Raw genomic sequence first — 23,866 nt, 5'->3', positions numbered from 1 at the left:
TCTCCTATACCTGAGAATTTTAAGTGGAAAAATGAATTTATTAACCTCTACCTCGAACAGTATGGATTTTTACCCCCTGACACCCGAAAGCTCATCTTTTTAATTGCAAACAATGATCTGGCTACCATTCGGACCTTAACTATCAGTATTGAGGACTTAAAAGCAAATAATCTTGTCTTGATTAAAACCGCAACCCGCTTAAAGCAGCAAGATATTTTAGAGTATTTTTATTTTATAAGTCAGCAGGCAAGCGAAGCGTCTAGGCAGCAAGATGAGCTGGGACTTCTTTCCTGGGCAGTATCAAGAAATCAATGGCAAGAAAGTCCTTTAACGGACAAACTAGTGGCAGTTGAAGCTGGTTTTTTGGATACCTTACAAGCGCTTTTAAAGCATCCAGAAAACCGATTCCTGCTGAACGCCTCTTTCCTCTTCCAACTTCATTCTAAGGTCATTCTCAGTGGGCAAATACCTATAATGAGAGCTTTTAATGATTTTATAACTCTTCATAAAAGCCAAGCCTCAACAAGCTCATACTCAGCTCGAATTGACACTTTAGCCAAGATGTTACCTAAAACCATTGAGATTGCAGCCTCATGTGGTGTTATCCCCATTTTCCGCTTACTCTACAATCAATTACGTGAAGAATTAGATCTAAAAGAACGACAATTGGATAAAGCAAGAGCCTCTTTCTCTTCAATTGAAGCGATTAACGCCCTCAAAGAGGATGTCGAAAACGCAAAAGCTGAATTTGATCATACCATGCAAACCGTTATAATTTCAGCGATAAAGAGTGGACAGATTGCTTTTATAGAGTATATCTTAAAATATCAACTTCATGATTTTAAACAAAATTTAAACGAAAACAGCGCCCTTTTTCAAGCACTGCTTCAACAGGCTTATGGTGATTGTAAAAAGTTTTTGATAGGGCAATTAGAACAAGCGCAATGGGCAACAGCGGTAGAACCCGCTGCCGAAGGGCAAACATCCGTTTCTAGCCCAGAGGCTAGGAGTCCTTATCGTTTTCTTGGATCGCCCAACCTTGACTACTCTCTATCCACTGATACCAATCCAGATGTCGATGCCACTAAGAAGGCTGGGGTTTCCTAATATTAGGGATAGATAACCTGCCAATCCCCGCAACAACAGGTCATCCGTCTACAATGGAAGCACTGAATGGATTCCTGCCTTCGCAGCAAGGGCAAAAGAATGGCGGATTAACCATTTTTATAATCAGTTGGTAAGTTGCGGCTTTGGCTCGACAAATTCATTATTCCAACCGAATCTAGCTCTCCGCTAATTCCATTTTGGAATCCAAGAGACCTCAAATATTCTCTGTGATTTATTTGCTCAAAATGGCAAATTATACGCTTTTATAGACAGAGATAATCATGAGAAATCCAATAGAACCTACCGGCAATGAAAGAGATCAGCCTATAGAGCTTCCTTCTGAAGTTTGGTCTCATATTCTGTCATTACTTGACCTTGAGTGGTTTATTAAACACTTTAAAAACTTGGAGCTGGTTAATACTACGTTTCGCGATTTAATCAATGACCGTTTGTTTTGGGAAAATTTATTCATCTCCTTTTTCCCCCAAGATCTCCCCTCGCCATTACCCGAGGATTTTAACTGGAAAAAAGAATTCGTTACTCTATATACCCAACAATATGGATTCCTAAGACCCGAAACTCAAAAACTCATTGCGTTGATTGTGGCAGGGGATATTGACAGAATTCAAAAGTCGAATATTAGTATTGAGGATTTAAAAGCAGATAATCTTGTCTTGATTAAAACCGCAACTCGATTAAACCAACGCGACATCCTGGAGTATTTTTATTCCCTATATCAAGCAAGAATAGAATCAGCACAAGCAGCAACAGAATCAGCGCAGGAAAAAAAGGAAATGGAGCAAGAGTTTAAGCTTCTTCGTTGGGCGGTATTACAGCCTAGGGGAGAAGTTTTTGTATCAGACGCTACCTGCCTAGCCGCTGAAGCCGGTCGTTGGGATTTATTATTCACACTACTCAACACACCAGAAAACCCAGTGCTCCGAAATTATAAATTATTCCGCGAACTCTACTCTAGCGTTATCCGCAGCGAGCAAATGTATATGTTGAAAAGGCTTAATAATTTTATGGTTAGGCATCAAGCCATGACCTTAGCGACCCCCAGTACCGCTCGGATTGGCGGTGTAGTGAAGTGTTATTTATCTAAAGCCATTAGTATTGCAGCTTCAAAGGGTGCGACCTCCATTTTCATCAAATTAAGTCATCAATTACATCAAGAATTAATTCAAAACGAACAGGAATTGAATAATGCAATAGCTTCTTCTGCCCGAACCGAAAAGATTGAATGCCTCAAAAGAAGCAGGGATATAAAAAAATTTCATTTTACTAACACGCTAGAAACAGCCCTCGTTTCAGCTGTCAAGAATGGCCATATTCCTATTATCAAATATGCCTTAGAGCAGCAATTTGTTCGCATTAATCAACAATTAGATGGAAGGACTCTTTTATCGACAGCAGCTTACTACTATCAGCCTAAACTGGTGCAATTTTTATTAGCTAACCAGGCTGATCCAAAGTTGGCACTTGATGAGCTAATAAGGTTTAGTTCTTCAATCCGAGAAAACAAACCCCACTATGAAGAAATGAAATCTATACTTCAGCAAGCAATCGATGAACGAGAAAAATTAAGCGCTGTCGTTGCCCCTACTACCAGCACGAATGCTGATAATCCTAATCTTTTTTTTGATTCTTCAGAGGCCGCCAATCCGCAATCCACTTCTGAACAACAAAAGCAGCAGAACCACACAGTCACATTTAGTTAGTGATAGGTCGGGCCTTGGCTCGACCAATACCTTATCTAAAGCTTAACCCTCATTACTTCCATTTTGGAATCCTGCAGGCATTAAATATTCTCTGTATTTAATTCAATCAAAATGGCAAATTAGCCGCTTTTTTTAGACAGAGATCATCATGAGAGACCTAATAGAAAATACCGATAATGAAAGAAATCAACTCACAGCTAACCCAGAATTACCCGATGAACTTTGGCTTCATATTTTCTCATTTCTTGATCTTGAATCACTCCTTAACACAGAATTGGTGAGCAGCAAGTTCCGCGATTTAATCAGTGACATTTCCCTTTGGGAAAAGTTATTTCTCTCTTTTTTTCCTCAAGAGCGTCCGGATCCCTTACCTGACGATTTTAACTGGAAAAAAGAATTTACTACTCTGTACTTTGAGCAATTTGGACTTTTAAACCCTGAAACCCGAAAACTCATTGCTTTAATAGTGACAGGGGATCTTGCCACCATTCGGACACTTAATATCAGTATTGAAGATTTAAAAGCAGATAGTCTCGTCTTGATTAAAACCGCAACACGATTGAATCGACAGGCCATTTTAGAGCATTTTTATTCCCTTAGTGAGCATGAATTCGAAGCAACAACAAATCACGAATTAGAACTTCTTCGTTGGGCAGTATTACGAAATAGAGGACAAGCCAATTATTCTAAAGCAAAGAATATAAGTTTTGCAGCCGAAGCCGGTCTTTTGGATTTACTATTAGAACTTCTTAATTCTTCAGAAAATCCAACCACCCAGAACTTAATAGGATTTAGGCAACTTAAGGCTAGTGTTATATGCAGCGGGCAAATGTACATGCTGAGAGGTTTTGAAAATTTTTTAGAACAGCTTAGAAGCCAGGCATCAACGGAGCCAGATTCCCTTAGTATTGCCGATATCATCGAGTATTTACGTTCTTCAGAGCCTGAAGATAAAATTGCAGCCTCATTGGGTATTTTCCCCATTTTCAGACGATTTTCCGAACAACGGCAGGCAACATGGACTCAAATAGAAAAACAATTGAATGCAGCAAATGCTTCTTCCCCTCTAAGAAATAAATGGATTGCAAGACACCTGAAAACAGAAAGGGATGTAGTTGCTCAGACAATGGGTGAAGCCCTGATTCCAGCCGCCGAGAACGGCCATATTCATATCATAAAATATGCCCTACAGAAGCAGTTTATTAGCGTCGAACAAAGACTACGTCATAATGCTACTCTTTTATCAAAGGCGGCTCTATTTTACCAATTTGATACGGTGCAGTATTTATTAGCTAATCAGGCTGATCCTGAAGTAGCACTTGCTCAACTACTAACCTCAAACCTCATAGACTCCATGGTCGAGCCTGAAAGTAAAGGCAAGGCTCAACACGAAGAAATGCTAGATACCCTTTGGCAAGCCCTTGAACAGCGAGGGATACTGCATGGGACTGAGTTATTAACTGCTGTCATTAACAATGATAGGTTAGATCTTCTTGAGCGCTTGTTTAATTTAGATCAAGGAAGATTGATCAAAATGCACACCATTCAAACACTGCTCCAACAATCTGGTAAGAATTGTGAACAATTTTTGAAAGATCAATTAAAGCAAGCGCAATCACAGCCCTCTCAAAGTACCTCTGGATCAAGCAGCTCTTATTCAGCTGAAGAAAAACCAGTTACTCCCGCTGAGCACAGCGGTAATAATGGATCTCAATCGATAGATCTTCCAGAATTACCCGATGAGATTTGGTTCCATATTCTGTCATTTAATGACCCTGAATCACTCTTCCAAACAGAATTGGTAAGCAGTAAGTTTCGCGCTTTAGTCAATGACAAGTTGATCTGGGAACGTTTATATCGCTCATTTTTCCCTAAAGATCTTCCTTCTCCTTTACCTAACAATTTTAACTGGAAAAAAGAATTTATTACTCTGTACACGGAGCAATTTGGACTTTTAAAACCTGAAACCCGAAAACTCATTGCCTTAATAGTGGCAGGGGATCTTGACACCATTCAGACCCTAAATATCAGTATTGAAGACTTAAAAGCAGATAATCTCGTTTTAATTAAAACCGCAATTCGATTGAACCAACAACCCGTTTTAGTGTATTTTTATTCCATTAGCCAGCAAGGGCAACCAGTAAAAACAGATCTCGCAAAAGGGGAAACAGATCATGGGCAACGACTCTTGCACTGGGCCCTATTTAATAGGGAATCAACCGATATTTTTGAGAGCACCCTACTAGCAGCAGAAGCCGGTCTTTTGGATTTGTGCCTAGAGCTTCTAAATTCTCCAAAAAATCCAGCTACCGAGAACTTTTCTAAATTCCAACAACTACTTACAAGCGTCATTCGCAGTAGACAAAGGTATATGATGAAAGGTCTTGAGCATTTTATTGTCAACTATCAGAAATTAAACCCAGGGAGTTCAAATTTCAAAAAAGCTATTGAGCCAGCATGTGAGTTACCTAATATGCTTAACCTCATAGCCTCAGACGATGCTTTTCCCATTCTCAGTAGACTCTGTAGTCAGTTGCACCAAGAATTAGTTCAACAAGAACAAGCATTGAAAGCTGCAATAGACTCCTCCGCGAACGAAGAAGTTGAACCTCTCAGAGGAAAAGTAGATCTAGCGAAAAGAAAGTGGGGGCTAGCCATGGAAACAGCCCTGTTTTCAGCCGCTGAAAAAGGCTATGCCTCCTTTATAAAAGATGCCCTAAAAAAAGGATTAATTAATAACATTAAGCCAGGATTTGGCAATATTCTTTTAACTAGAGCAGCGCTATTTCATCACTCCGCATTAGTGCAACTCTTATTGGCTAACCAAGCCGATCCTGAAGCAGCACTCACTTCATTACTCGATTTCTCGCCTGCAGATGAGCAAAAAAATCAGCGTGAAAAAATGATAACCATCCTTTTAGAAGCACTTGAGAAACGAGGGACGTTAAATAGCGCTGATTTGCTAAAGGTTGTTGTTCGCCACAATAGACTAGATCTGCTTGAACGATTGTTTAGTTTCGCTCAAGAGACTTTCATTAATACAGATATAATCCAAACACTTCTTCAACAAGCTACCGAGCCTTGCGCAACTTTTTTGAAAGATAAATTAGAGTCGACGCAATCGAAGCCGGCTCCGGCTCAACGTGCACCTGGAACAAGTAGCTCTGATTCAGCCGAGCCAGTAGCACCCACTTCGAACACAAATGCTGATAACGCTCATCGTTTTTTTGGCTCCTCTACGGCAGCTTCCACTGAAAATCAACGGGCAGAAACACAAAAGAAAGGATTAGGCCTCGGAACGAATTTGTCAAACCCCTAGCTGACAGGCTATGAGGATTTATCTGCTTCGTTCCGGTTGAGTCCTTCGAGAGCCTCAGGATGCGCGAAGCCGACAGGCCGTCTCGAAACCTTGCCAGTTCTGATGGGAGGCTTCGAGACAGCGCAAGCGCCTCCTCAGCCCGAACGGTTAGCAGAAGAAGAAGAAGAAGAAGAAAAGAGTAGGTCTCGGAACGAATTTGTCAAAACCATAGCCGCCAGGCTATGAGGATTTATCTGCTTCGTTAGGGCTGAGCCCTTCGAGAGCCTCAGGATGCGCGAAGCCGACAGGCCGTCTCCGAAGCCTTGCCAGTCCTGATGGGAGGCTTCGAGACAGCGCAAGCGCCTCCTCAGCCCGAACTGAGAGGTATCCCCACGAAATTAAACAGTCTGTTTAGTTTTGTTAATACCGTTCGCACTGAGGAAGCGCGCAGCGCTGTCTCGAAGTGTCGCAAAAGCGCTCCCCCTTCGAGAGCTTCAGGACAGGCCTTCGAGACGCACGCCATGCGTTCTCCTCAGGCTGAACGGAATAAAATGAATACAAATTCCTTAGATCCTCATTTCGTGGGAATACCTCAGAGCCCGAAGACTTAATTGTTAGACTAGAAAACCGAATTATAAGCTAAAACAGCTTTAGCCTGACGGCTATGGGCTAAAACCCAACCTTAGCTTCATACAAATAACTAGGCTAATTTAATCGTTCAAACTTTTCCGGTATTGTTTCCATTTTGGAATCCGAGGGATACAAAATATTCACTGGCATTTGCTTGATCAAAATGGCAAAATTAAAACCTTTTATAGCTTGAGATAACCATGAAAGAAATGAGTGAAAAAGGCGGGAAAGATAATGAGGGTATTCCAGAATTATCTAACGAAATCTGGCTTTATATCCTGTCCTTTCTTGACCCATACTCTCTAATTAAAAATCTTAAAACTCTGGAATTGGTAAATTCTCAATTTCGCGCTTTAGTCAATGATAACTTATTTTGGAAAAATTTATTTATCACCTTTTTCCCTAAAGATTTCCCCTCGCCTTTACCCGGGGATTTTAATTGGCAAAAAGCGTTTCTTCCTCTCTACATCGAACAATATGGATATTTAGAACCAGAAACCCAACAACTCATTTTTTTAATTGCAACAGGAAATATTGATGGCCTTCGCAGAGTGAATATCTGTATTGAGGACTTAAAAGCAGATAATCTCGTCTTAATTAAAACCGCAATACGATTGAACCAACGAACTATTTTAGAGTATTTTTATTCTCTTAGTCAGCAAAAAATACAGGCAAAAACCGAACAAGAACCAAGTCTCGCAGAACCGGAAACAGAGAAGGAGTTAGAACTTCTTTCTTGGGCAATATCCCCTCAAGAACAAACAGATGTTTTTAAAACTACTCTCCTAGCAGCCGAAGCCGGGCATTGGGATTTGTTGATCGAACTTTTAAACTCCCCAGACAATCCGGCTACTCAAAATGTTACGAAATTTCACCAATTATACTCTAGCATTATTCGCAGCGGACAAATGTATATGCTAAGGGGGATTGAAGATTTTATAGCGCATCATAAACGCCAAGCCTCAACGAACTCTCATTCTGCCGAGATTGTTAAGTCATTAAGTATTTTACCTAATAATCTTGTTATGGCAGCCTCATTCGGTGTGATTTCCATTTTTATCAGACTTAGTAATCAAAACACAATTCCCGTTTCTGCTTCAGGTAAAGGATTAGAAAAACTTAAAGCGAGAAAAAAGCAAGCAATGGAAAATGCCATGATTTCAGCTGCGAGAAATGGCCATATCCCTATTATAAAATATGCTCTAAAAAAACAATTTATTGATATTAATCAGAAATTACATGGTCAGAGTACTCTTCTAGCTAAAGCAGCTCTGTCTTATCAACCTAGACTGGTGCAATTTTTATTAGCAAACCAAGCTGACCCTGAATTAGTATTGCATGAACTACTTAGACAAAACTCAATGCCCGAGCTTGAAAGGGAGCAGAAAGAACAAAAAGAAGAAATAATACTTGCTCTTATAGCCGCCGTTGAGAAACGAGAAAAACAATGTGACATCGAATTGTTAAGGGAAGTTATTGCCCATGATAGAGTAGATATACTTGGGCGATTGTTTAACCAAAAAAGCTTCATCCAAACAGATAGCTTAATTCGAACACTTCTTCAATCATCCTTTGATAATTGTGCAAAATTTTTGGAAGAGAAATTAGAGAAAATCCAATCAGCGGCCCACAATTCAAATAACAGTAATTCAGCCGAAGAACAGGGAGAATCTGATTCTAATGAAGCTGATAATCGTCATCGCTTTTTTAGCTCTGCTGATGAAGCAGATACTCAATCCTCGTCTGCAAATCAACACGCAGCAACAACAACATTGTTGCATGGTTGAATCGTAGGTTGGCCCTTGGCTCGACAAATTTCTGGGGAGAACTCTCGGAGTCCGAACGGTTATCAAGTCTTAGTTTGATAAATTCTTAACCCAATATTGGTTACCATTACTATATTTATCAAAATACTTATTGAGATTTCATAATAATTAGAAGCCAATTCGGGAAAATAATTTGGCAAATGTTCAAGAGCGCTATAAAGAAAATAATATTTAATCCCTACGGTAAAAGAGAAAGTAAAATACTTACTAAGAAAATTATTCCCTTTACTCCCACCATTGGCCAAAAAGAACAATAGTAGACCGATCACACCGAATAGAGGAACTTGCCAAATATTTAGATAATCGATTGGCCGTGGTGTTTTATCAATCATGCCTAAAGTTTGCTGGGTTAATTCGAAATAATCAAAAAGAATGATGAGATAAAAATAGATAAAAAGCTCTATTTGCGAGAGACGCCCTGTTTGAATTTTTTCTTTCCCAGACCGAGTGCTAAAAAAATTTAATACTTTAGAATGCAAGCTTATATTCATTATTATTTTCTCTCATTATGAAACAAATTAGATATATTATTTGTATCACTATACCGAATCGAGGAGCTATATAAAATGACCAAACCTGAGCGTATTTTCGTCGTCGGACATATGGGAGCTGGAAAAGCTTTATTGAGTGAAGCCTTAGCTAAAAAACTTGGCTGGCAGTATATTGATGCCAATCCTAGTTTGGAGCGTTACATTGGACGAAGTTTGCATGACATTCTCGGCAAACAGGGTGAAGCTGCATTTCATCAATGTGAAAATGAAATAATTTTACACTATCTTAGCAAAAAGCAAATTGTAGTCGTCCTGGAAGAAGCGGTGATAGCCACCGAAGAAAATAGAAAACTACTCTCCTCCCAATTTGTTGTCTATTTACAGGTGACGACAGCAGTACAACTCGAACGAATGAAAGGCGGGCGCATCCCCTTGCTCCCAATCCCTGATCTAAAAGCATTTCTAGATAAACAGCATCATGAGCGCGATAGCTTATTTGAAGAAGTAGCTACCCTGACTATAGATTCTGTTTCTGTTGATGAAGATGTCGCTAAGATAATAGAAGCGTTTGGAAAATAAGCGATTAGTTGAAATTAACCAGGGTATCTTTGAAAATTATTGTAAAGATCAAAAGATGCCGATGGCAATAGCTATTGCTATCGTAAGTTTTATGCTTTTCACTGTTTTTTATGTGCTCATTTTAAGAGTTAGAAAGGAAGAAAAAAATGAAACCCTGTTTTTCCAACGCCAGTTTTAAGCAGATAAACAACACAATAAGAGTTCCGACTATAGGAATCGTAGGAGTCACAATTCCAGGAGCTTTGAATTGCATAAGCAAAATCAATCAAAAGTCTAATCACTTAGTCCTAAATAAAGCTAATTGTGGGGTAGTTACGATTGATACCACCGACATTTTAGCTGAAGCTGCAGTGCAATATACTCTAAATTTAATCCATTCAATGGACGATAATTCGCATAAAATAGATAGTACTTTTAGATAATATTGAATTTTAGAAAAATTTGAAAGGACAGTTATAAATAACAAGCCTCATTATGTGACATGAATTAGGAACCGTAGCTTAACGCAGTGATTCAAGATTAGGGGAATTTGGCCAAGACTTAAGAACCTCCTGTAGAATGATGGCATGGTTATGCACTGGGTCTTTAGCCGCATAAAACAAAGTAACTGGGGTATGTTGTGCCCTATCCTCGATTTGTTTGATCAGGGAATCTTTGTTTTTTAATTCTTCGATATACCGGTCTGTAAATTCCTGCCATCTCTCGCGGGGGTTTTCATGAAACCATTGTCTTAAGATTGTACTTGGGCTGATATCCTTCAACCATAGATCCACAGCAAAATTGACTTTTTTAAGCCCCCGCGGCCAAAGTCGATCGACTAAAATCCATACCCCTTTTTTCTTCGGTGGAAGAGTATAAACACGGCAAATTTGAATTGCTTCCTGGCGACTAGAAGTCATATCTTTCCCTGTTATACGATTTTTTGTGCGAGCAAAAGACCAAATAAACCTGAGAGCGGCGGTCTTCCCAATTCATCATTCTTGCGCAGATGACCTACCGATTCTTTATATTCAAGTATAGACCAGCCACTGTCTTGATAAACATGATAGAGCTCCTTTTTCTTTGGTAGATAACGAAAGCTCTCTGGCATTTCATAGCGCTCTGATTGAATAGGAAATACGAGGAAATGATAACCATCCTTCTTTGTCGATTTTTGCAGTTCAGCTATCAGACTTGGAATACGTTGCTCATTTAAAAATTGCAAAGAGACTGTCGCGATCACTAAATCATACTGCGCTTGCCCAAGCGTCAAAGGTTGATTTAAATCGTGCATTAATGTATTGACTGCAGCTAAAGCTTCTTTTTTGGCTATCTCTTGAATTCTCTCTAATAGGTGTTGGTGGTGATCAATCCCAGTAATTCGATGTCCCTTTTTTGCTAAATATAGCAAATTTCTACCCGAACCACAGCCTAGATCTAGAATCGATAAATCACTCAAAGAATGCAAATAAGTCTGATAGACGTACAGCAAATCAGTATGCACAGCGTTCAAACCGTATTTTTTACTGAAATAACGATGGGGTAGGCAATAAAACTCAAGAGTTGCCTTAAAGGGCTCACTGACAGGGATAATTTTATGCCATGCTGAAGGAGGAATTTCCAATTGAGGATGCTTTTCGTTGAGCCGAGTACGAAACAACCCTTGCCCCTGGCCGTTTAGGAATACAAAATCAATTTCTCCCGTTTGTAGCGAAAGCTTAGCCCAGGTCCCTTCTTCAGTACTGTGTTTTTCGAGGAAAAATTTCAGCTTTCCATGGCTATCAATTTCGATTTGTTTATAGCACTGTAACTCGCTGTAGTCTAATCTCATGATACCTCTATCAATAAACTCCCTAGCTCCTTCTAGGGTATAACAGTTTTTCCAACAGAACCAGGAGCCGAATCAATTCATTAGTCTTCGGCGCCTGCTCTTAAATTTCAAATCCAACAACATTAAACGCCTCAACTAGATGATAATTGTGATTAGCTCTTTTTTAGAAACAAGTACTTTTGCGAAACCCGTTACGATTAAAAGCTAAAAAAAACCCAAATAAACACGATTGATGCAATAGTAAAAACTAGTGCTGCAGCTATTATTGCAATTAATTTGGCCAAATGAATGATTTTATTTCTAGCGTATTGTCCATTATTTACAATGGCATTAATGCTCACTGGAATACCTTTCATATTGAGTTTTTCTGATTTAGTTAAAGCAGGCGGTATTAAATACCATAATAATAAATAGGATATAACAACTGGAATTGGAGTAAAAAAGCACAGGATAAAGATAAAACGCACAAGCCAAGCTGATAAATTAAAGTAAGCTGCAATACCAGCACAAACTCCCGCAATGATTCGATTATCATAATCACGGTATAAATTTTGGTTACCCAACATAGGCTCTGCGGGGATAGCGTTAGGGTTGTCTATTAATTCAACATCGCCCATTTTTTGAATTAAAAATTCAACATCAACCAGCGTTACTTGCTTTTCGATTCGCCCTGAGAGAATTAAGTCTAATTGCTCGATTAGACCCAGCTCAATATCTCTAATAATTTCTGGTTCATGTTGAAATTTTTTTTGGATTTTAGTGAGGTAATTTTCTAACTTTAGCGCTGCTTCATTGGTGCAAGTATAAACATGTTCTAATATATTAATGTTTGTCATTTTATTGCTCATTCTCTACCCTGGATTTTGTTTAATACGACATTTAATGTTTCCCATTCCTTTTCATGTTGTTTTAATACCTCCATTCCTTCGTTAGTTAAGCTGTAATATTTGCGTGGATGGCCTGCAGCCTCGATCCACTCGTACTTAACAAGTTTATTTTTATGAAGCCTTAAAAATAATGGGTATATAGTCCCTTCGACTAAGTTCAACCCGTAGAGATTAAGTTCTTCAATAATTTCTCGTGGATATTTTGATTTATTTTTTAACGTAGCGAGAATAAAAAAATCTAAAATACCCTTACGAATTTGCGTTGTTATGTTATTTATTGTGTTCATACGCACTATATTAGCAAAATAAATATACTTTGCAATACAAGGTATATTTAAAATTTCACCTTTCCATGGCTATCAATTTCGATTTTTTATAGCACTGTAGCTCGTTGTATTCTAAGCTCATGATGCCTCTTTATCGCTGATTATCAATAAATTCCCTCGCTCCTTCTCGGGTATAACAGTTTTTCCAACAGAACCAGGAGCCGAATAAACGCATTATTTGACTTGATAGTTGAGCCGAATAATCCTACTATTAGACTCATATAATGAGCCGAATAAATTCATTAATTGGCTCACGATGGATTTAATTATGAGCACTCAAATAGAATGGATTTGGCAACAAGCGGATTGGCCCCAATTTCATTGGCAAGAACAGATAATTCAACCCTTATTGCGTGCTGTACGATTAAAACAAGGGGTTCTTTTAGGCAAAACTGGAGCAGTAAACGCCCAGATAACTCTCGAATCTTCTCTCGATACTTTGCTACAAAATATTATTGCATCGTCCGCCATTGAAGGGGAACAATTGAATGTTCAATCTGTCCGATCTTCACTGGCAAAACGAATCGGTCTTCATTTAAAACAGCCTTATCCTACAACGGAACGTTCAGAAGGTTTAGCACAAATGATGCTGGATGCCATTGACAATTTGGATTCTCCTTTATCATTAGAACGCATACAGCAATGGCATCAGTGGCTCTTTCCTAATGATTCAAGATCTCTCCTTTATTCAGTCAGAGCTGGGCAATTACGAGGTGAAGAGCCTATGCAAGTTGTCTCTGGACGAATTGATAAACCTACTGTGCATTTTGAAGCACCTCCGAGAGCAGGATTAGAGAATGAGTTAACTCAATTTATAAACTGGTTTAATCAAAGTTTGAAAGAACCAATGATAGATCCTTTATTAAGAGCAGCTATTTGCCATTTTTGGTTTGTAACTATCCATCCATTTGAGGATGGAAACGGACGAATAACTCGTGCTCTAACCGATCTCGCGCTAGCTCAGGATGATAAGCAAAGCATTCGTTTATACGCCATGTCCACTACTATTCTGGCTAATCGCAATGATTATTATCGAATATTAGAAAAAAATCAGCGCAATACAACTGATATAACCTCATGGCTGAGTTGGTTTTTTGAAACGATGAAAGATAGTATACAAACCGCAATTAATAAAATTGATCATACACTTGCCAAAAGTCGATTTTGGCAGTTTTTTCAGAATGCAGAACTGTCTAAAGAACAATGCAATATTCTTAATCGAATGTTTGATGAAGGCGCCGAAGGCTTTGCAAATGGCATTAGTGCGTCACAATATAAAAAAATTACTAAAGTAAGCAAGGCTACTGCTACAAGACATCTAGCAGATTTGCTTGCAAAAGGTTGTATAGAAAAATTACCTGGTGGCGGCAGAAACACACGCTATCAAATTAGCTCTAAATTTATAAAGGATAAAGATGGATAGGTCTCTTTAATTTATTCATAACAGCCCTGAAGAATGAATTTCTTTATCTGAGCAACAATGAGCTAGGTCATTTTTACCACAGGGTTCAGCGCCTCAGGTTCCTCGTGTATTGGTACTGCCACTAAACGCTTGCCTACGTCTTTCAAAATCTTATCAAACTCAAATTGGTACAAATGAAAATTAGGTTCAACTACAATATTATATCTACGTCCTTCGAATTGATCATTAAGGAGTACACTGCAGGTTTTAAAGCCTTTTAACTTCTCAGGAATCATTGTCGCTGGAAATACTTCACCACTCCAAGGATCGCAGATAATAGTATCCTTAGGCCAATCGTTATAGTCAGGACTTTCGGAAGTACAACCGATGACTACAAAAACATGATCACTAAAATTAACTATCCTTACCGACTTTGCTTTCTCTGAATAAAGCTTATAAAAAAAATATTTTGCTGCCGCACTCATTTCATAGCAATTTCCTAACCCTGTATCTATGCTGGTTTCCGCATCAAAATAGGTGATTAGGTCATAGCCTTCTTTAGTTAATTTATATTTTCTGAAACCGGGAACGGGGTGTTTTGTTTTAGTTTTAAATAATATATTTCTATAAGCTAAGGAAAAGATTTTGTCGTTTGATATCTTTCTTAGTGCATTGATCTCCTCGATGATCTCAGCTTCAGCAGCCTCACTTAATGAGTTACTATCTGGATGTGAATAAGATTTTTTAACCTGGTCGCGTACATAATTAACTGCTTCCACACCAAGGTATAAGTTAACAGCAAGAGAACTATGTCGAGGAACTTGATAGGCAGCCAGTATATCTTCAAAATTGAGTTTTTCTGACATTGGCTTAAATCTAGAAGGCAGTGTGAGAGGCAATAATAAAGCAATTATTTTATCCCAGCCCTCAGAACTGAGATCGACTAAATCAATTGGTAATTTTTTTTTATTATTTAAGGTCTTAGCCATCAACTCTGCCTCAGCGCGGCCTACTTGATGAATAAATGCTCGCAAAATACTCTCATTAGGTTGTAATTCCATTAAATCATGCAGTCTAGTATTGCCTGGGGTAAGTGCAAGTGGTGAATTAGAATCCCTAGCTTCTTTAGGTTTTTCTGCTGCTTTTTTAGTGTGGAATAAGGGTAAATTGCTGGTGTAATACGACGAAGCCTGTTGTTCTTCTTTAGGAAAAAAATCAGTTTTCTCTAATAGGTTAAATACCTCATTCGCAAGCAGATAATTGACTTGTTCTAATTCTTTGAATTGTTCGTAATTAGTGAAGAAACGAGCTACTTTCTCGGGAGCTTGTCGAAGCAAATGACTGGCCGCAAAAGGGCTCAATTGGGCTAAAACCATAAATTCAGAAAAAGAAGAATACAACCCCACTAATTGCTGGCCTGAACGCTCAATTAGTTCGACAATAGGCTCAACGACCTCTCGGTGCTCCGGCGTTCTTAATCGTCTTATTTTTTTATGAAATCGTTTTATTTTCTCTTCATAGACTTGGATTAATTGCTCAAAATCAGCGGATGAACTTATCAATTGTTCCAAATCCATCTCTGCTTCTTCTAGCCATTTTAGCGCGGCCTTGGGATCTTTTTGATAGAGGTTGATAAATTGGGTTGCGGTTAGTGACATTAGCTTCCATTAAAATTTATACATCTTAGGTAAAAATTACTCCAATAGCAATATATTGATTACAATTAGAATAAAGTAATTACAATTTTTTAGCTGAGCTAAGGAGCCTTCATGCAAAATCCCTTAGAAACGATGATTGAGCAAGCTCAAATACCAGGTCTCGCTGTAGCCTTCACCTCTCCTTCTGGCAAGACCGTAGCAGATACTGCCGGAGTAACAAACCTTATAGACCCTCAAAAAGTAACGGCTACTACTGTGTTTGAAGCCGCCTCACTGAGCAAACCAGTGTTTGCTTATCTGGTAATAAAATTGGCTGAGCGAAAAGAATTTGATTTTGATTTAGATAGGCCCTTGCATGAATATGTCCCTGAAACCGGCTTTGGCCCGCCTGAAATGAGAAAGCATGAAAATTATAAGTTATTAACTGCACGTCTTGTTTTATCTCACCAAGCTGGGTTACCTAATGAGTTTAAATCTCCAGAATCAGAAAAATATATTTCCGCAGCAGGAGAAAATTTTAATTACTCAGCTGTGGCTTATGGCTTTTTAGCTGAGGTTGTAAAAAAAGTGAGTTCCAAATCGCTTGAAACTTTAGCCCAAGAAGCGTTCACTGAAATAGGCATGACCAATAGCAGTTTCATGCCACCGACTGGTTGTTGTCTCATTAAGCTCCCCGATGAGGCAGAAATACCAACGGCTGAATACCTTCGCCAATTATTAAAAAATACCTTAGATAGACATGGCCAACTAAGTATTATTTTTCATCAAGATAAACTATACGTCGCTGAAAGAGCAGTCGATGGCAGCGTGCAGCTTACTGAAAAAAATTCCAGCCAAGTTGATGAAACTAGTCTTCGAGAAATCAAAGCTCGCTTTGCCCAAATACCTCCTTTTTTTTGGTCGGAACCTATACCCATTGAAGCACGAGAATTATCCCTGATAACTGCTATCGTGGGACATCCACCAGAACATGCTTCGACTATAGCAATAGGCCATTATCAGGATGGTTCAGTCAATCTGTCCCAACAATTTTATAAAATTCAACCCGCCGGTTCGTTGTACACAACAGCTGAAGATTATGGAAAATTTTTAAAGAAATGTATGAACGACGAATTGCTGAGAAAGGAAATGTTTGGGCTGAGATTAAACGAGGAGGGAGAAGCCGTATTGATTCCTAGTGTTCCCAGTTTGGCTGACAAAAAAGATAAAAAAGCCATTAAAAAAGGAGTTTCTCTAGAACTCTTAGAACGTTTGGCTTGGGGGCTTGGAATTGGCTTACAACATAATTCAGATGGCAGTTTTACCGCTTTTCATTGGGGAGATAATGGAACAGGACGTAATTTCGCAGCCATTAATCTGCACACCCAACAGGCCGTGGCTTGTTTTACCAACAGTGCCAATGGCTCATTGGTTTTTCAAAAAATTGCTGAACCAGTCGTTGGTTCACTTAAGACAGTCAGTCAATGGCTTTCGCAACGTGAAAAACTTCATTTTAATTCCACTGCCCTGTATCGAAATGCTATGACGAACACAAGAGCCAAGGAACAGAAAGAGGAAACAGCAACGGCTGCTCTAAATCAAGGCTCTAGACCTTAGGGGACGATATTTAGTTTTATACCAATATAAGAAACCACTAGCCCACTGATTATTAATGATAAAACCCATATTATTTTGTTACCCCGCACTAATTTTGCAAGAAAAAGACCTAAAATAGCGAGTATAACCACTGCGACTAAAATAGGAGCCCACTTGTTTCCTTGTACAAAGATGGCAATCACTACCGGGACCAGTGAGCCAAAAAATGCGGCTATACTACCAATTATTGTTAATACAACTGATTCAATAATGATTTGTTTGCCTAAATTTGTCATCGCTAAACGCCCGCTTTCCGTTAGATTTAACTCTGTTTCTAAGTGGAGCAACTCCCGCCGGAGTTCTGTATATTGGGATATAAAATAAACAAATAAACCAGTTATCAGTGAGACCAATGAAATTTGCACTGCAAAACTGAAGCTAATTAGCCCATCCGAATTAATTAATCGGTTAGCTATTAAAGTTAAGACAGTTATCACTCCATCACATAGACCGAGAACTAAAGGCAAAGCCAATTTTTGCTTTAGATTAGATAAAGTCATCGCCCACGGGCTCTAGGTATATATTCTATCGTACGTTCTCCCGCTACGATTTGATCAATGCTATGAACAACCGCACCAGTTCCCTCAATCGTACTGATGATCTTTTCGTAGTTGAGATCTTGTCCTTCAATAATCACCTCTGTACCGACCGTTTCGATATCAATGTTTTCGACTGTAATATTCACTGCTTCGACAAAGGATAGTGAGCTGAGTGCCTTGGTGATGTCCAGCAAAGTGGGCCTTTCCCTTGCTTTATCAACATCAAGTATTAAACGTCTAATTTTCATTGAGTTCCCTCTCTTACTTATTAAATCATTATATAAGTATCATTATTCAATGAATTAGTGAAATACTCTATTAAGATTGCACTTGTAAAATTGCAATCGTCGTCCATCTAAATTCATCTCTTTGATGACGGCTCTATAAGCTATATAATCTTTGTTACCATTTCAAATCAATGGTTGGACGAAAGCTCAGCCGTTGCTAGCTAAGGGATAGCAATGTTTCGATCAGCTTTAATAATTCTACTAATGACTTTTAGCCTCGTCGCCCAAGCAATTCTGCCTATCGATCCAATCCAGCGTTGTTTAAATATTCGCAGGCTCGCGGACTTTACCACAAGACAGAAAATGGCTGCTAAAGAGCCCGGTGTGCTGCGCTTTAAATTTCATAAAATTTCAGCCGCTGAACTACCCTTAGACAATCCTGTTGGTAATATGGATGAAGTGATCCAAGCATTGAATAATCAGATTGAAAACTGCAAGAAAACACAGGGCGAATTTCAGTCAGTGACTATTGCTGGCCATCGATACAAACGCCAAGAATGGTGTCTTAATTCCAACCAAAAAATGCTCGCTCTGGCACAGGCTGCCCAAGGAGATTTTCAAAAATATTTAGCAAGCATCAAAACCGAATTTGATTGGTATAAAAGCGAGGGTTGGCCTGAAAACCATGCCGGCTTTAAAAAAGGGCAATTTCAATTTACCGCCTATTACGCGCCAGCGGCTATTGAGGCTCGCAGTCAACGTGACGGGACTTTTTTATATCCAATCTATAGTAACCCTGGTGTGGTGAATGTCGCTGCCGAATGTAAAAAATTGAAGTTGAAAGGGCCTCTTTGCGGAGTTGATCCAGTGACTAAAATAGCACATGGGTTTTGTCTAAAACATGCCAACGGCAAATACTCTGTAGCACCAGACCGCGACGAAATTAATCATGGCGCTTTGGATCCAAAATACATCATTGGCTACGTTAAAGACCCCAATGACCCGGCCTTTTTAATGCTTCAAGGCTCTGGTTCATTACTTCTTGATGATCAACTATTTCATATCAATTACGATAGCGCTAACGGCAGACCGCGCACCATGCTTGGTCGTATAGTCCAATGCGCTCAAGACCCAACCTGCGGTGGCAACCTTGATACAATGGAACGTTGTGCTAAAGATCCTAAATGTCATGATGAGGCAAAATTACGCTGCAATGTGTCGAAAGAAATTAAACTGAGTGCTGCATCCGAAAAGCTTATTCGTCAATATCTAGATCATCCTCTTAACCGTGATAAAGCCGCCGACTTGCGAAATCGTGATCAGAGCTTTGTATTTTTTGCTAAAGAACAAGGTGGGCCCTATGGCTCAGAAAATATTTCTCTAACCCCACATGCTTCATGTGCTACCGATCACAGAGTCATTCCTGTCGGCATGAGTTTTATTTATAGCTGCAAAAAAGCGACCTCATGGTGCATAGCCCAAGACGCAGGCGGCGCTATTGTGGGCGCTCATGTGGATATCTATAAAGGTGAAGGTGACCAAGCAGGTATGGAGGCAAATGCGATCAATCATCCAGGCTCATTATTTGTGGCACTGCCAAAAACTTAGGCAATTATATCGAAATGACGCCCAACGCCTTGATGATATAAGAAATCAAAAAATTGAGAGTTAAGAGGGTAAACTGATACTCTCTTAGACCTCTCTTATATTGGTATTTTCTAAGGACTGAAGTCGAAAATGCAGTTCTTCCAAAAACACTTTGCTAATTAAATTTTGTCTCTTGAGACTTTCAATTCCTTTTCTTATTTTGATGAAATTCTCTTTATCAAAATTAACTCGCTCATTAATAACAGCAGTCTTAAATGCCTCCCGCCATTTTCTTTGTTCTAAATTCTTTTTTTGATAAAGAAGATGAAAGGCAGGATTGTCATTGTAATAATAAAAATAAAGCCTAGACTTGGTTACGCTCAAATAATAAACAATAGAGCTCAAGAGAAAAATAGTAATAAATATTAGAGTTAGCGGTATATTGATAACTGATAAATAGCTTGGGGCTCTAAACAAAGTGATACAAAACCCTAGGATGATTAATAACTCTATAGTCAAAAAAAATCGGGCGGTTATTGATAAGTTTTTTCGGCTAACTTTAGACTCAGGGGAAAAAGACACCAGCGGAATGCTTTCTTTAACATGACTCAACAGCGTTTTCCTTTCTAATAAAAGCGCAGCATTTTCTTCAAATGAAATCTTCGTGTGGTAAAAGCAGTAATTTCTTTCAAAATAAGTTTTCATCTATTAATTCACAAAAGGGATAACGTTTGATTTCGTCTCTGATTGACCTTGTTGAATATAGGCCTCTAATTGAGTCGATTCTGTAGGCGTTAATAAACCATACTTACAAAGCAAAAATAAAACATGCTCATTCGCCGGAGTGATTTGATGAATCCTACTCACAATTGCACGTAAAAATGCCTCTGTTTTTCCTTTGTTTTTTTTATCAATTGGAAGTGAAAACGCCATTGAACCATCACGGAGAGAATAAAATCGAAATGCCGCACGTTCTTTGTTATGGCTATATAATCGATAGCTAGCTAATAGCAACATAAAAGGAAAGAAAATAAGCTGGATATTAGCTGAAAAATTAAATTGTGGGCTACCATAAAACCATTGTACAGCACGGACTGTTAGTCCAAACGCAATATAGGCGAAGAATAAGAGAAAAATTGGGCAGTAAAAACCACCGTAAATGTAGGAGGGGTCAATCTCATTAAGGGCGATGGAAAAATTATTTTTTCGCTTGCGGTCAATGCAACACAATTCCGTTTTACTCAGAATATAGGCTTTAGAACCGACTCTATATTCTAAATTAAAGATTTCAGCAACACTCATAAAGCATCAACTAGTTAAGAACAAATTTACCAAAAATTATACATTTTTTTGTTGAATTATGAAACAATGAATTTATTATGAATCAGAACGAATTAATTTCGAGCCACAATGATAAGCTAATTTCTTTCTCTAAAAACGAATTTTTACTACAATTTTCGCCATAAATTAGATGGAGCAACTCATGGCGAAAATTTCAGAATTAAAACGTGGTGACATCATTCTAATTAGGCATAACGGAAAGCCCTATCATGTTGCGATTTATGCACCTAATCCTGAATATATTGGCGATGTCATCCATATGGGCACTGGTTTTAGACGTAACGGAGCAATCAGAAGTACGCTAGAATATCTCTATAATCTGCACGCTGGGCTGAATGCAACGGGCAACTTCTTTAACTTATATAGCAATACCCTTGATGTCCAAGTGATTCGTAGCAAAACCTTGGATGGAGAAGAGATTGCCCAACAAGCTGAGCGTTGGCTGTTGCAAGGGGTTATTTATGATGAGAAACGTTTGGCAAATACTCTTGAAGAGAACGAGACGCTCCCGGACACAAGTCCTGAAGCACAAACAGTCAATGTTTTTGAATACTTAAAATTTGCAGCACGTCGCAACACAGCTCCTATCAAAGCACCATTTTTTCCTTATACGATGGCGAGTTTTCTTTCTGGTTTCAGTTCCTTCCTCTTAGCTCCCTCGCTTAATCTACCTAAATGGATAATGAGTTTAGCACTAACTTTTATTCGATATGGAACAAACTACGAAGGGCGGGCTAAAGGCTTTAATTGTGCAGGCTTCATATTAGCTGTTGTGGGTGCTGTCGCCTTAAAAGATGAAATACAGGAACTCAGCCCTGAAAACGGTTGGGTGTCATTAAAATATGGTAGCTCACCTGAGAATAAAGAAAGCAACTATGCAAATGCCCTAAAAACAGTGCAAGAAAAAAAAGGCGTCTCAGAAGGACTAGCCCCTGGATTACATACTTTATTGACCGAAGAACAAATTCAAGATTTCGATATTGAGCGACTAAAAACAAAATTAGGCGGCCTCGCATTACTCCATCCCCATAAACCCCACCTCAATAGCTTTACAGAACAAATTCTACAAAATGAGGAATGTTGGGATGACCTGGGCCTGTTGGGCGAACATGAATTAGCAACAGAAGTTTCAAATCTCTCTAAACCCTTTGACAAGGAAGAATATCGCGCTGAAAAAAAATCTGACTTTCAAAAAACACAAGAAAATCACCAACAATTTGGAGTATCCTATGGCAATACTGCTTTTGCAGGCAAAACCTATCCCTTATCTTTCTTTAAAAGAGCCGTTTCTTCTATTAGCGGCGAACCAATCTCTGATATAAGCCCTAAGCAAACTAGTACAGCTATGCGAATCCCAGTAGCTTAGGGGGTTGTTAAGTACATTCAGGCTGAGGAGGCTGCAAACCCGAACGGTTTTATGCATCAATGCGAACAAACCGCGTGAATTCGCAAGATTAGCCTATTTTTCCATGAACTTAAAAAAACCCGCTTTGCTGTGGACGATAGGCTCCATTAGCTGATGATGATTTAGCAACTTTTTCTGTTCTAGAAGAAGCGAAAAACGCTGAGGAGTAGCCTTCCGTTGCTATTGAAGGATGATCAGTCGATTGATCATTTTCTTTCCTACTACAAAAAAGATCATCCTTTTTTTTCTCCTTCATCATAGAATTAACTGTTTCATTCGCGCCCTTTTCAGAAGCGATTGCTTCTGCTTGGGCAAGCTTCTGTAATTCCTTTACTATCTCAGTATTTTCCATTATCTCAGCAATATCAATGGGTAAGATCTTGATTTTCGACTCACTATCTCCTGCCAATTCCCGTTCCTTAATTTTTTGGGCTATTCTTAAATCTATTCCCTTATCTTTATGAAGTTCAGCCATCATTGAAGAAAACTGCGAACCGGAAAATATTGCGGGAATTTTAGCCAGATGCGGCCTGTGCTTAATTAAGAATTTTACAATCCCTAAATACCCCTTCTCGGCAGCTAAGTACATTATTGTTGGACCATGATCATCCATTGGTTTATCAATATCCACCATCCAATGTTGAAAAGCTTCCAAGACTTTCAGTTGACCATATATGACGGCATCATGAGCTGGAGTACTACCATTATTGTCTGGGGTATCCAGCCTCAAATCCAAATCGTCGAGCAATTCAAAAATTTCCAAGTCACCTGTTCTAGCAGCTAGATGTGCTACTGTTGAGCCATCTCTAGCTGGTTTATCTAAGGTTAGACCTATTTTCTTGTGAAAGAACTCTAAAGCCTCAATTTGTCCATTTTGAGCAGCCGCATGAATGGGTAAGCATCCTTCTTGATTGACTAGATCCATCTTCAAACCCCATTCGTGGAATAAATTTAATAGGATTAGGTTACCGTGATAAGCGGCAGCATGGATTGGACTACTAAATTGACCCGCTTTATCTAAGGGCACTTCCCATTGCTTTAATAATCTAAGGACTGCCTCATTCCCCATTTCAGCAGCAATATTTGCAGGAGTGGCTTCGTTTTCACCTATTTCAAAATCGACCCCCAAAGATTTAAGAATCTTAAGCTGCTTGATTAGTCCAGATTTTGCGACCAAATAAGCCGCCGTATGGCCTTTTTTATTGGTTTTATTTAAATCACAACCCAGCTCCTGGAGTTTCTTTAAATTCTTACAAGTCCCCCAAAGAACCTCAATGTGTGCAGTCGAGCAACCTTCATCCACCTTAGCCCCAAAGATCATAACGGCATCAATTTTTCTTTTGCATTTCTCCATGTCCTTTTTAATAGCAACCATTGCTGAGAGTGAATCGTAGGCT

At 38.9% G+C, this 23,866-nt stretch carries 20 protein-coding genes; 9 read left to right on the top strand and 11 right to left on the bottom strand.

The features are described from left to right. The 4 genes from Lnau_RS16665 to Lnau_RS09265 all read left to right on the top strand — a co-directional run. A partial coding sequence (locus Lnau_RS16665) for a hypothetical protein (RefSeq protein ID WP_193786804.1) occupies positions 1-1,107 on the top strand: 1,107 nt, incomplete at its 5' end. Positions 1,108-1,388: 281 nt separating this feature from the next. Continuing rightward, on the top strand, positions 1,389-2,828 hold the full coding sequence (locus tag Lnau_RS09280; RefSeq protein WP_058504895.1) for an ankyrin repeat domain-containing protein: 1,440 nt from the start codon (positions 1,389-1,391) through the stop codon (positions 2,826-2,828). A 148-nt stretch (positions 2,829-2,976) separates the two neighbouring features. Next, on the top strand, positions 2,977-6,147 hold the full coding sequence (locus Lnau_RS09275) for an F-box-like domain-containing protein (RefSeq protein WP_058504894.1): 3,171 nt from the start codon (positions 2,977-2,979) through the stop codon (positions 6,145-6,147). A gap of 809 nt (positions 6,148-6,956) precedes the next feature. Next, entirely contained in the window at positions 6,957-8,543 is a 1,587-nt protein-coding gene (locus Lnau_RS09265; RefSeq protein WP_058504892.1) for an ankyrin repeat domain-containing protein, read from the top strand. Positions 8,544-8,605: 62 nt separating this feature from the next. Here Lnau_RS09265 and Lnau_RS09260 read toward each other — a convergent pair whose 3' ends face one another. Next, on the bottom strand, positions 8,606-9,073 hold the full coding sequence (locus Lnau_RS09260) for a hypothetical protein (RefSeq protein ID WP_058504891.1): 468 nt from the start codon (positions 9,071-9,073) through the stop codon (positions 8,606-8,608). A gap of 75 nt (positions 9,074-9,148) precedes the next feature. Here Lnau_RS09260 and Lnau_RS09255 point away from each other — a divergent pair, with 75 nt between their 5' ends. Then, a complete protein-coding gene (locus Lnau_RS09255) occupies positions 9,149-9,652 on the top strand; it encodes a shikimate kinase (protein ID WP_058504890.1) in 504 nt (167 codons plus the stop codon). A 500-nt stretch (positions 9,653-10,152) separates the two neighbouring features. Here the strand turns inward: Lnau_RS09255 and Lnau_RS09240 are convergent, their stop codons facing one another. The 4 genes from Lnau_RS09240 to Lnau_RS09225 form a co-directional block, all read right to left on the bottom strand. Further along, positions 10,153-10,551, bottom strand: coding sequence for a DUF488 domain-containing protein (locus Lnau_RS09240; RefSeq protein ID WP_058504887.1), 399 nt, complete (start codon positions 10,549-10,551; stop codon positions 10,153-10,155). Positions 10,552-10,562: 11 nt separating this feature from the next. Further along, the gene (tehB, locus tag Lnau_RS09235; RefSeq protein WP_058504886.1) at positions 10,563-11,462 is read right to left on the bottom strand and encodes an SAM-dependent methyltransferase TehB; all 900 of its coding nucleotides are present in this window, start codon (positions 11,460-11,462) and stop codon (positions 10,563-10,565) included. 197 nt (positions 11,463-11,659) lie between these two features. After that, on the bottom strand, positions 11,660-12,298 hold the full coding sequence (locus Lnau_RS09230) for a PspC domain-containing protein (protein ID WP_162263191.1): 639 nt from the start codon (positions 12,296-12,298) through the stop codon (positions 11,660-11,662). Positions 12,299-12,306: 8 nt separating this feature from the next. Then, a complete protein-coding gene (locus Lnau_RS09225; RefSeq protein WP_058504884.1) occupies positions 12,307-12,636 on the bottom strand; it encodes a PadR family transcriptional regulator in 330 nt (109 codons plus the stop codon). Positions 12,637-12,943: 307 nt separating this feature from the next. On the opposite strand from Lnau_RS09225, the gene Lnau_RS09220 reads away from it, so the two are divergent. Further along, entirely contained in the window at positions 12,944-14,098 is a 1,155-nt protein-coding gene (locus Lnau_RS09220) for a Fic family protein (RefSeq protein WP_058504883.1), read from the top strand. A 62-nt stretch (positions 14,099-14,160) separates the two neighbouring features. Here the strand turns inward: Lnau_RS09220 and Lnau_RS09215 are convergent, their stop codons facing one another. Continuing rightward, on the bottom strand, positions 14,161-15,735 hold the full coding sequence (locus tag Lnau_RS09215) for a hypothetical protein (protein WP_058504882.1): 1,575 nt from the start codon (positions 15,733-15,735) through the stop codon (positions 14,161-14,163). A gap of 111 nt (positions 15,736-15,846) precedes the next feature. Between Lnau_RS09215 and Lnau_RS09210 the strand changes: the two genes are divergently transcribed. Then, a complete protein-coding gene (locus Lnau_RS09210; protein ID WP_058504881.1) occupies positions 15,847-17,331 on the top strand; it encodes a serine hydrolase domain-containing protein in 1,485 nt (494 codons plus the stop codon). Here Lnau_RS09210 and Lnau_RS09205 read toward each other — a convergent pair. Then, the gene (locus Lnau_RS09205) at positions 17,328-17,870 is read right to left on the bottom strand and encodes a hypothetical protein (RefSeq protein ID WP_058504880.1); all 543 of its coding nucleotides are present in this window, start codon (positions 17,868-17,870) and stop codon (positions 17,328-17,330) included. The genes Lnau_RS09210 and Lnau_RS09205 overlap by 4 nt on opposite strands. After that, the gene (locus Lnau_RS09200; protein WP_058504879.1) at positions 17,867-18,157 is read right to left on the bottom strand and encodes a DUF211 domain-containing protein; all 291 of its coding nucleotides are present in this window, start codon (positions 18,155-18,157) and stop codon (positions 17,867-17,869) included. Before Lnau_RS09200 ends, Lnau_RS09205 begins: the two co-directional genes overlap by 4 nt. 213 nt (positions 18,158-18,370) lie before the next feature. Between Lnau_RS09200 and Lnau_RS09195 the strand changes: the two genes are divergently transcribed. Beyond that, positions 18,371-19,744: an MltA domain-containing protein gene (locus tag Lnau_RS09195; RefSeq protein WP_058504878.1), complete on the top strand. Its 1,374-nt coding sequence runs from the start codon at positions 18,371-18,373 to the stop codon at positions 19,742-19,744. A gap of 84 nt (positions 19,745-19,828) precedes the next feature. Here the strand turns inward: Lnau_RS09195 and Lnau_RS09190 are convergent, their stop codons facing one another. After that, positions 19,829-20,428, bottom strand: coding sequence for a hypothetical protein (locus Lnau_RS09190; RefSeq protein ID WP_058504877.1), 600 nt, complete (start codon positions 20,426-20,428; stop codon positions 19,829-19,831). Between the two features lie 3 nt (positions 20,429-20,431). Further along, the gene (locus tag Lnau_RS09185) at positions 20,432-21,025 is read right to left on the bottom strand and encodes a hypothetical protein (RefSeq protein ID WP_058504876.1); all 594 of its coding nucleotides are present in this window, start codon (positions 21,023-21,025) and stop codon (positions 20,432-20,434) included. Between the two features lie 181 nt (positions 21,026-21,206). Between Lnau_RS09185 and Lnau_RS09180 the strand changes: the two genes are divergently transcribed. After that, on the top strand, positions 21,207-22,430 hold the full coding sequence (locus tag Lnau_RS09180; protein ID WP_058504875.1) for a C40 family peptidase: 1,224 nt from the start codon (positions 21,207-21,209) through the stop codon (positions 22,428-22,430). Between the two features lie 109 nt (positions 22,431-22,539). On the opposite strand, the gene Lnau_RS09175 is transcribed toward Lnau_RS09180, so the two are convergent. After that, the coding region (locus Lnau_RS09175) for an ankyrin repeat domain-containing protein (RefSeq protein ID WP_162263190.1) at positions 22,540-23,866 on the bottom strand (1,327 nt) is incomplete at its 5' end.

Source organism: Legionella nautarum, from assembly GCF_001467895.1.
Classification (GTDB): domain Bacteria; phylum Pseudomonadota; class Gammaproteobacteria; order Legionellales; family Legionellaceae; genus Tatlockia; species Tatlockia nautarum.
This window is presented reverse-complemented; position numbering and strand designations above follow the sequence as displayed.